General features: G+C 71.4%; 8 protein-coding genes. 6 read left to right on the forward strand and 2 right to left on the reverse strand.

Features of this window, described 5'->3' with window-relative positions:
- Positions 1 to 23: 23 nt before the first annotated feature.
- The 6 genes from NFU04_RS03750 to NFU04_RS03775 are packed head-to-tail and all read left to right on the forward strand — an operon-like array spanning position 24 to position 6,958.
- Entirely contained in the window at positions 24 to 1,793 is a 1,770-nt protein-coding gene (locus tag NFU04_RS03750; protein WP_251308159.1) for an IucA/IucC family protein, read from the forward strand.
- The gene (locus NFU04_RS03755; protein ID WP_251308160.1) at positions 1,780 to 3,513 is read left to right on the forward strand and encodes an IucA/IucC family protein; all 1,734 of its coding nucleotides are present in this window, start codon (positions 1,780 to 1,782) and stop codon (positions 3,511 to 3,513) included. Before NFU04_RS03750 ends, NFU04_RS03755 begins: the two co-directional genes overlap by 14 nt.
- Positions 3,514 to 3,535: 22 nt before the next feature.
- Positions 3,536 to 4,807: an AMP-binding protein gene (locus NFU04_RS03760; protein ID WP_251308161.1), complete on the forward strand. Its 1,272-nt coding sequence runs from the start codon at positions 3,536 to 3,538 to the stop codon at positions 4,805 to 4,807.
- Positions 4,804 to 5,097, forward strand: a complete 294-nt coding sequence (locus tag NFU04_RS03765) for a phosphopantetheine-binding protein (RefSeq protein ID WP_251308162.1) — start codon at positions 4,804 to 4,806, stop codon at positions 5,095 to 5,097. The genes NFU04_RS03760 and NFU04_RS03765 overlap by 4 nt, the downstream gene beginning before the upstream one ends.
- Positions 5,094 to 6,113 carry a DUF6005 family protein gene (locus tag NFU04_RS03770; protein WP_251308163.1) on the forward strand — a complete coding sequence of 340 codons (1,020 nt, stop codon included), beginning with the start codon at positions 5,094 to 5,096 and terminating at the stop codon, positions 6,111 to 6,113. Before NFU04_RS03765 ends, NFU04_RS03770 begins: the two co-directional genes overlap by 4 nt.
- The gene (locus NFU04_RS03775) at positions 6,110 to 6,958 is read left to right on the forward strand and encodes a sugar phosphate isomerase/epimerase family protein (protein WP_251308164.1); all 849 of its coding nucleotides are present in this window, start codon (positions 6,110 to 6,112) and stop codon (positions 6,956 to 6,958) included. Before NFU04_RS03770 ends, NFU04_RS03775 begins: the two co-directional genes overlap by 4 nt.
- A gap of 92 nt (positions 6,959 to 7,050) precedes the next feature.
- On the opposite strand, the gene NFU04_RS03780 is transcribed toward NFU04_RS03775, so the two are convergent.
- Positions 7,051 to 7,338 carry a DUF2218 domain-containing protein gene (locus NFU04_RS03780; RefSeq protein WP_251308165.1) on the reverse strand — a complete coding sequence of 96 codons (288 nt, stop codon included), beginning with the start codon at positions 7,336 to 7,338 and terminating at the stop codon, positions 7,051 to 7,053.
- A 68-nt stretch (positions 7,339 to 7,406) separates the two neighbouring features.
- The coding region (locus NFU04_RS03785) for a TonB-dependent receptor domain-containing protein (protein WP_251308166.1) at positions 7,407 to 9,336 on the reverse strand (1,930 nt) is incomplete at its 5' end.

Below are 9,336 nucleotides of genomic sequence, written 5' to 3' on the forward strand. Positions count from 1 at the left end.
GACTCTCGTCATGGGGCAACACTATGGGACCGTCCGCACGGGCTATCGCCGAACAGGCCAGTTTCCAGGCCTTCCTGCACTGCTATCTCCGGGAGGTGGATGGCGGCCGCTGGGTCGATGGCGCCGCCGAGGGGCCGCCGCAGGCGCTGCGGCTGACCACCCGCGAGGCCGAACTGGCGGTGGAGGTGAGTTACCGCTCCCTGGCCGGACGGCATCGGCTGGGCCAGGCCTGGGCGTGCCGGCCGGGGCAGGGCTGGGTGCGACTGACTCCCGCCGCGGCCATCGACCTGCTGGTCACCGAGCTCTATGCCCGGGGCGGCGGCATGCTGCCGGAACTGCGCCGCAGCCGGGAGCTGGAGCTGCGCTACCGGCTCCTCGATAGCCAGCGGGTCATGGCCCGCTATGTGGCGGCGCGACGCCAGGACCCGCGGCTGGTCTCGGAGCGCTTCATCGATGCCGAGCAGTCGCTGCTGTTCGGCCATGTGGCCCATCCCACCCCCAAGAGTCGCCAGGGCCTGGCGGATTGGCAGCACGAGCGCTATGCGCCGGAGCTGGCCGGACGCTTCCCGCTGCATCTCTTCTCGGTCCACCGCGACCTCGTCGTCCAGGGCAGTCACGGCGTCGCCCCCGCCACCGAGTTGGTGGCCGCGCTGCTGGGCGAGGCCCTGCCGCCGCTGCCCGAAGCGCATCTGCCGGTGCCGGCCCATCCCCTCCAGGCCCAGTGGCTGCTGGCCCAGCCGGCGGTGCTGGCGGCCATGGCGCGTGGCGAGATCCGCTCCCTGGGCGAGCGGGGGCCGCACTTCACCGCCACCTCCTCGGTGCGCACCCTCTATCACGAGGCGTCGCCGTGGATGCTCAAGTTCTCGATTCCGGTGCGGGTGACCAACTCCCTGCGGGTCAACAAGGCCCACGAGCTGGAGGCCGGCCTGGTGATGGCGCAGCTGATCCGGGCCACCGGCTTCGCCGACGCCGAGCCGCGCTTTCGCTTCCTGCAGGACCCCGCCTACCTCAGCGTTAGGCTGCCGGGGCTGCGCGAGAGCGGCTTCGAGACGATCCTGCGCGAGAACCCCTTTACCCGGGGCCGCGATGGCGCCGCGATTGCCGTGGCGGCCCTGACCCAGGAGCCCCTGGAGGGACGGCCCTCGCGGCTGCAGGCGCTGATCGAGGGCCTGGCCCTCAACGAGGGGCGCGGCCTGGCCGCGGTGAGCCGCGACTGGTTCCGCCACTACCTGAGCTGTGCCATCGCCCCGGCCCTGCGCCTCTACGATGCCCACGGCATCGCCCTGGAGGCCCATCAGCAGAACGGCCTGCTCGACCTCAGTGCGGGCTATCCCACCGCCTTCTACTACCGCGACAACCAGGGCTACTACCTCTCGGCGAGCCGCCGCGAGGCGCTGACGTCGCTGTGCCCGGCGCTGGCCCGCACGCCGGAGCTTTTCTATGCCGATGACATGATCCGCGACCGCTTCTGCTACTACCTGGTGGCCAACCAGCTGTTCGCGGTGATCGCCCGACTCGGCCAGGACGGCCTGCTCGCCGAGGAGGAGGCGCTGGCGCTGCTGCGCGAAGCCCTGGTGCGTTGGCGGACGCGGCTTAGCGGCCCGGCCCGGCCGCTGGTGAGCCGGTTGCTGGAGGAGGCGCGGCTGCCCTACAAGGGCAACCTGCTGACCCGGGTGCAGGACGTGGACGAGCTGGAGGCGGAGCTGGAGATGGCGGTCTACACCCGCATCGCCAATCCCCTGCACGCGAGTCGGCAGCCCCTCGCCGCGGAGGCTTGCCATGCGGTCGCCTGAGGCGCTGCGCTGGCGGGTGATCCGCCAGTTGCTGGAAGCGCTGCTCTTCGAGGGGGTACTGACCTATCGACTGGAGCCCCCGGCGCGAGGCGGCTGGGGGTGGCTGAGTTTCTCCCTGGGGCAGTGGGAGGGGCGCTGTCGGGGCCGGGTGCGTGGCTTCGGCCGGGTCCAGCTGGCGATCAAGAGCCTCGGCCTGAGCCGCCAGGGGCGGGCGGTGGCGGTGAGCCTCGAGGGCCTGGTCGGCCAGTTGCCGGCGAGCCTGGAATGCCGCTGCGTGTTGCTCGCCGAGCTGGAGGCGACCCTGCGCCATTCCGCCGCCTGCCCGACCGTGGCGCAGCGCCGCGACCTGGCCGCCGAGGCCCTGGATAGCGCCCTCCACGAGGGCCACCCCTATCACCCCTGTTTCAAGGCGCGGCTCGGCTTCGATGCCGAGGATCAGACGCGCTTCGGCCCCGAGTCGGGGCGCGCCTTCGCCCTGTACTGGCTCGCCGTGCCTCGCGAGCATTGCCTGGCCCGGCTGCCCGAGGCGGAGGCGACCTTCTGGGAGCGCGAATTGGGTGTTGAGACGAGCCGGGCGCTGTGGGCCGCCCTGGCAGCGAGCGGCGGCGATCCGCGTCGCCACGCCGTCCTGCCGGTGCATCCCTGGCAGTGGCGCCAGCTGCGCGAGGGCGCCCTGGCGCCGGCCCTGGCCCGGGGCGAGGTGCGCGCCCTGGGCACGCTGGGCGATGCCTATCGGCCCAGCCAGTCGCTGCGCTCGCTGTTCAACGCCGACCGCCCGGGGCGGGCCTGCGTCAAGTTGCCCCTGGGCATCGGCAATACCTCCGCCCGGCGCCACCTGGAGCCCCACTCGGTGCCCTCGGCGCCGGCGATCTCCCGCTGGCTGCGCGACACCCTCGACGGCGACCCGCGCTTCGCCACGGACTACCCCCTGCGCCTGCTGGAGGAGTACGCCGGGATGCTCTACACCGGCCACCCCGAGCGCCCCGCGGAACAGGCGGCCCTGGCCGGCGAGCTGGGGGCGATCTGGCGCGACGGCATCGCTTGCCGGCTGGCGGACGGCGAGCGGGCGGTGCCCGGCAATGCGCTCTTCGCCGTGGAGGCGGACGGTCGGCCCTTTATCTCCCCCTGGATCGAGCGTCACGGCCTCGAGGCCTGGCTGGCGGCGCTGATCCGCGCCCTGGTGCTGCCGGTCTGGCACCTGCTGGCGGCCCACGGCATCGCCGTGGAGGCGCATGCCCAGAACGCCCTGCTGGTGGTCCGCGACGGCTGGCCGGTGGCACTGCTGCTGCGCGACTTCCACGACAGCGTGGAGTACGTCGAGGCCTTCCTGCCCGAGGGCGCCAGGGGGCCCTGCCTCGGTGACCGCCAGGCGGACTACGACGCGGCCCCCGACGATCGCTACTACCGCATGGGGGCGGTGGAGGCGCTGCGCGAGCTGGTGATGGACACCCTCTTCGTCTACCACCTCAGCGAGCTGGCCCTGGCCCTGGAGACCCATTACGGCCTCCCCGAGGCGCGCTTCTGGCAAGCGGTGAGCGACTGCCTCGCCGCCTATGCCCGGCGCCATCCCGAGCTGGCGGCGCGCCTGGCCCACCTCGGCCACCGCCGCCCGTGGATCGCCGCCGAGGCCCTGATCACCCGCAAGCTCCGTGGCCCCGAGGCCCCGGAGTGCCATCACCGCATCGCCAATCCCCTGGCGGATGCCGATCTTCCCCATTAGCCCACCGATCATCGAGGTTAACGTGACACTTTCCGATCCCCTCTACGTGGTGGATGCCACCCCCTATGGCCGCGACGACGTCGAGCGCGCCGTCGCGGCCCTGAGTCACTACCCGGCCATCGCCGAGCCCCGGGGTCGGCGCCTGGCCGTCTGCCTCAAGGACAGCGGCCAGTGGCTGGCCCTGTGCCTGCACCTCAAGGCGAAGGGCGGCAGCGTGCTGCCCATTCACCCGGCCACGCCCCTGGAGGCGGCCCGGACCCTGGCCCGGGAGACCGGCTGCCAACACCTGCTGCACGGCGAGGGCGAACTGGAGGCCCTGGACGAGGTGGCACCGCGCCGCGAGCCGGCCCCGGGCGGCGAGCTGATCCAGCTCAGCTCCGGCACCACCGGGCGCCCCAAGCCGATCGCCCGGGCCTGGGCCGCCATCGACCGGGAGCTGGAGAGCTATGTCGCCGGTTTCCCCGAGGCCGAGGGGCTGACCCCCATCGTCGCCTGCCCGGTCACCCACTCCTACGGGCTGATCTGCGGGGTCCTGGCCGGGCTGTCTCGCGGGGTGGTGCCGCGTGTCGTCACCAACCTCAACCCGCGCGCCATCCTCGCCACCCTGCGCGACCACCCCCGGCACCTGCTCTATGCCGCCCCCACCCTGGTCAGCCTGCTGGTGCGCATGCTGCCCCCGGAGCAGCGCCTGCACACCCTGATGCTCTCCGGGGCGGCGCTGCCGGGGCCGCTGCTCGAGACCCTGAGCGCCCGGGTCGAGCGGGTCTGCCAGCAGTACGGCTGCTCCGAGGCGGGCTGCATCGCCATCGCCGCCCGGGCCGAGACGCCGGGGCTGATGGGGCGCCCCCTGGCCCATCTGGAGGTCAGCGCGGGCTTCTCCGCCGAGGCGCCGGCGGAGATCCGCGTCGGCGTGCCGGGGGAGGGCACGATCGCCACCCGCGACCTGGGATACCTCGATGCCCAGGGCCGGCTGCACTTCCTGGCACGCCTCGACGACACCATCAATGTGGCGGGCATCAACGTCTACCCCGGCGACGTGGAGGATGCCTTCCTGCGCCATCCGCGGATCACCGAGGCGGTGGCCTTCAAGCGCCCGGACGCCTATGCCGGGGAGCGGGTCTGCCTGCACTTCGTGGCCGACGAGCCGCTGGACGGCGAGGCCCTGCGGCGCTGGTGCCGCGAGCGGCTCGCCCCCCATCAGGTGCCCATGCTGCTGGAGCAGGTGGCGGAGATCGCCAAGCTGCCCAATGGCAAGATCAGCCGGCGTCGGCTGGCCGAGGAGGTGGTGGCATGAATAGCGACATGACCCTCGCGTCCGCTAGTGGCGAGGCGCGGCTGCGGGCGGCCATCGCCGACACCCTGGCGCGCCATCTGCCCCAGGCCGAGCTGTCGCGCTTCGCCCCCGAGGCCCGCCTCAACGAGGACCTGGCCCTGGACTCCATCATGCTGCTGCAGCTGCTGGTGCACCTGGAGCTGGAGCACGGCCTGGCGATTCCCGAGGAGGCGGTGATCGGCGAGGAGCTGCGCCGGGTCGACGACCTGGTGGCCCGGCTCGACCAGTGGCAGCGGGAGGCGGCCTTATGATCAAGGTGCACTGTTTCGTCAGCTGCGTCTGCGAACTGATCAAGCGCACCCCGGGGGTGGATCACCGCCCCTTCTACTTCGGGGTCTGGGACGCCGACTTCTCGGTGGACGCCGACCAGGTGCTCTCCTACCACTCGCCGCATACCCGCCACGAGGGCTTCCGCGACTGGTACCAACTGCTCTACGGCATCCGCATCGCGCCGTGGTATGACCACGACCAGGACAAGGAGGCCAATATCGCCCACCTGGTGGAGCTGGTGGAGACCCGCCCGGCGGACCGCCAGGTGATGGTGATGCTCGACATGTACCGGCTGCCGGAGCGGGAGAACAAGTTCCACCAGAACCCCTTTCCCCACTACGTGATGCTGGAGGCCACCGCCGACCCCGAGACCTGGTTCATGTGCGACCCGGACTTCCGCTGGGAGGGCGAGCTGCCCAAGGCGCGCATCCTCGAGGCGGTGCGCTCGCCGGCCGCCGCCGGGGGCTTCCACTTCGACGGCCTGGAGGTGCGCCATACCCCCCGGGAGACGGTGGCGGCCTACTTCCGCCAGTGCATGAAACGCCACGAGAACCCCTTTACCGATGCCCTGCGCGGCATCTTCCGCGCCCATGTCGGTCCCCAGGCGAGCCAGCCGCTGGCCCACCTGACCCTGGCCTTCCGCGAGATCCCGGTGATGGCGATCCGCAAGTACGCTTACGAGCACGCCTTCGCCTGGCTGCTGGAGGAGCAGGGCCGCCAGGCGGAGGGCGATGACGCCTTCGAGGCCTGGTGCGAGGAGATCGAGGCCCTGGTCAAGACCTATACCCGCCTCCAGTACCGCGCCATGAAGCTGGTGATGAGCGGCGAGACGGCGCTGGCCGCCGGCGTCGAGGCGCTGCTGGACGAGCAGGACGCCCGGGAGTTTCGCATCAAGGCCGAGCTGCAGCGGCTCTTCGATGCCTGGTGGCAGGCCAGTGACCCCGCCAGTGACCCTGTCGCGTCCCGACCCACCCCCGCCGAGGAGCTCCCGTCATGATCCGGCTGCATCTGTGCACCATCTCGTTTCGTCACCACCTGGTCTCCCTGCCGGAGCTCGGCGCCTGGGCGGCCGATACCGGCTTCGACGGCATCGAGCTGTGGGGCGTCCACGCCCGGCACCTGAGCGAGTCACCCCGGGACGAGGCCGCGGCGCTGCGCCGCCATGGGCTCGTGGTGCCTATGCTCAGCGACTACCTGCCCCTGGAGGGCGACGAGGGCGAGGCCCTGGCGCATACCCGGCGGTTGTGCCGGCTGGCCCGCCACTGGGGGGCCGGCAAGCTGCGCACCTTCGCCGGCCATCGCCCCAGCGCCGCCCTGGATCGGGGCGAGCGACGCGACCTGGCGCGCCGCCTGCGCCGACTCACCGAGTGCGTGGCCGCCGAGGGGCAGACCCTGGTGGTGGAGACCCACCCCAATACCCTGGCGGATCATCCCGAGGTGACTCGCGAGCTGCTCGAGGCCGTGGATCACCCCGACCTGGGGGTGAACTTCGATGTGCTGCACGTCTGGGAGGCGGGGGTCGAGCCGCTGGCGGCGCTGCGCGAGCTGGCGCCCTGGGTACGTCACTTCCACCTCAAGAACATCGACCGCCACGAGCGGCTGTCGGTCTTCGCCCCGGCCAACGTCTACTCCCCGGCGGGGAGCCGGGACGGCATGGTGCCGGTGCTGGAAGGGGCCTGCGACTATGGCCCGCTGCTCGACTGGCTGGCGGGGTGTCGCGAGCCGATGGACGTCTCTCTGGAGTGGTTCGGCTCCGACTGTTATCGGGTCCTCGCCGAGGACCAGGCGCGGCTGCGCCGGCGCCTCTCGGCCTCTTCGCGGGCCCTGGCCGCCCTGGCCTAGGCCGTCAGAGAGCCATACGAAAACGCCCCCCAGGCCATGCCTGGGGGGCGTTTTTCGTGGCGTGTGGTTTTTTTCGTGGCTCGAGCGTCGGCTCAGGCCGTCGCCTGCCACTCGACCGCTTCGGCGGCATCGCCGGCGAAGCGTACCAGGTGCGAGGCCACCACCTCACCGAGCTCCGTCAGCTCCTTCGCCGAGGCCGCGTCGCAGCGCAGGCGCAGGACCTCCGGCTCGGCGTCGAGCCGGCACTCGCCGATGGAGAAGCGCAGGTGGCCCTGGTGGGCATCCCACTCGGCGTCGATCTTGTGGCGAAAGTGCTTGCACAGCCGCTGGATCAGCCGGCCGGCCTCGGGGGTGGGGACACGGGCATTTATGCTTGGCATCTCGGGATCTCCTTACGAAAAACGGCGGGCCCGGCACATGGCCGGGCCCGGAGGGGAGGGTTGTGAGATTAGAAGCGCATCACCAGGCCCAGGCGCACATCGCGGCCCGGTTCCGGCAGGCCCACCACCCCCTCGTAGCCGGGGATATGCTGGAAGTCGGCATTGCTGGCGTGATCCAGGTACTGGCGATCGGTGAGGTTGTGCACCGCCAGGGTCAGGCGCAGGTCCTCGTTGTCGGTGGGCAACCAGTGGACGAAGACGTCGTGGACGCCATAGCCCGGCTTGTCGATGCGGCCCACCGAGGTCTCCAGGCCGTCGATGCCCTCGACGAAGCGGCCGCGCCAGCCGAACTCCAGGCTCGGGCTCCACTGGTAGCTCAGGTCGGCGACCCAGGTGTCGCCGATGGTGTTGCCCATCAGGTTGTGCTCGTAGACGGTGAGGGGATCGCCGTCCAGGGTGGCGTCGTTGTGGTGGAAGCCCAGGCCGGCGTGGAGGGCGCCCCACTGGTAGCGCGCCTCGAGGCGGTAGCCGTCGGATTCCAGGTCGCCGATGTTGTCGTAGATCGTCGGGCCGAACAGGCGGTCGGCGACGGCGTCCTCGATGGTGGAGCGGTACACCTCCCCCGCCAGGGTCAGGTCGCCGAGGACATAGTCGAAGCCGACCTCGGTGTTGCGGGCCGTCTCGCCGCGCAGCCCCGGGGCATTCTGGGCGCGATCGATCTTGAAGGTGTCGCGGGTGCTGGGACCGCGGAAGGCCTCGGCATAGCCGGCGTGCAGGGTCAGGCCGTCGAGGGCCTGCCAGCGGAGGTTGGCGTTGGGGCTGACGGCTTCCTCGCGGAAGCGCTGATCATTGGCGTCGGTGAGGCGGTAGTGGTCGTAGCGCAGCCCGGCACTCAGCAGCAGGTCCTCGGTGATCTGGTAGTCGTCCTGCACATAGACGCCGGTCACCCGGCCCGACTCCTGCTCGGCCCGCGGGTCGTCCTCGCCGCCGGCGTTGACCCGGTCGCGGCGGTGGTCGACGCCATAGGTGAGGGTATGGGCGCCCAGGCGGCTGGTGTTGCGCAGGTCGCCGCCGGTGCTGCGGGTGAAGCCGAAGTAGCGCCCCCAGCGGTCGACCACGTTCTGCTCGATCTCCGACTCGTTGTGGTAGAGGGTGAAGTCCAGGTCGAGCCAGGGGGTGTCGGCGGGGGCCAGGCCGTAGTTGAGGGTGGTGGTCTCGCGACGGCCGTCCAGCTGATAGAGGGAGTTGAAGCCGCTGATGGCCCATTGGGGGCGCTGGGGGCGGGTGCCCTCGTCGGTGCGGATCTCATGGCTCAGGCGCAGGGTCTGGCCGCCGCCCAGCCGGCCCACCAGCTTGAACAGGCCCAGCTCCTGGGTGGAGTCGGTGCCGTCGATGCGGTTGCCGTCGCCGTCCTCGTACTCGTCCTGGTCGCTCTGGCGCAGCGAGACCATGCCGCTCCAGTCGTCGGTGAAGCGGCCGAAGAGGGTGGTGCTGGCGCGAAAGCCCTCGCCGTTGGAGAAGCTGCCCAGGTTGATCAGGGTGCCGAGGCGCTCGCCGTCGCGCAGCAGGTCCTCCGGGTCCTTGGTGACGAAGCGGATCGCCCCACCCAGGGCCCCGGCCCCGGCGGTGGCGCGTCCGGCGCCGGTGTCCACCTCGACCCGCTTGAGCAGCTCCGGGTCTACCGCCAGGCGGCCGCTATGGTGGAAGAGGGTACCGGCCTGGGTGGCGCCATCGATGGAGACATTGAGCTGGGTATCTTCCAGGCCGCGCACATAGACCTTCTGGGCGATGCCGATGCCGCCGCCCACCGCCACCTCGGGCTGGCCGGCGAAGGTGTCCCTCAGGTCATTGGCCTGGTGACGCTCGATATCCGCCTCATCGACCACCCGGTCGGCGGCCAGGCGCTCGGCGGTGATCTCCAGGGTGTCGAGGTCCTGGGTCGACTCGGCCAGCACCAGGGGGCTGGCGCCGAGCAGGGCGATGGCCAGGCACAGGGGG

It is taken from the genome of Halomonas sp. NCCP-2165, from assembly GCF_023708045.1.
Lineage (GTDB): Bacteria > Pseudomonadota > Gammaproteobacteria > Pseudomonadales > Halomonadaceae > Bisbaumannia > Bisbaumannia pacifica.

Excerpts from the sequence above, each read along its gene's own strand:
- NFU04_RS03765 (WP_251308162.1), top strand. The coding sequence starts at position 4,804 with ATGAATAGCGACATGACCCTCGCGTCCGCTAGTGGCGAGGCGCGGCTG.
- NFU04_RS03750 (WP_251308159.1), top strand. The coding sequence starts at position 24 with ATGGGACCGTCCGCACGGGCTATCGCCGAACAGGCCAGTTTCCAGGCC.
- NFU04_RS03780 (WP_251308165.1), bottom strand. The coding sequence starts at position 7,338 with ATGCCAAGCATAAATGCCCGTGTCCCCACCCCCGAGGCCGGCCGGCTG.
- NFU04_RS03770 (WP_251308163.1), top strand. The coding sequence starts at position 5,094 with ATGATCAAGGTGCACTGTTTCGTCAGCTGCGTCTGCGAACTGATCAAG.
- NFU04_RS03755 (WP_251308160.1), top strand. The coding sequence starts at position 1,780 with ATGCGGTCGCCTGAGGCGCTGCGCTGGCGGGTGATCCGCCAGTTGCTG.
- NFU04_RS03775 (WP_251308164.1), top strand. The coding sequence starts at position 6,110 with ATGATCCGGCTGCATCTGTGCACCATCTCGTTTCGTCACCACCTGGTC.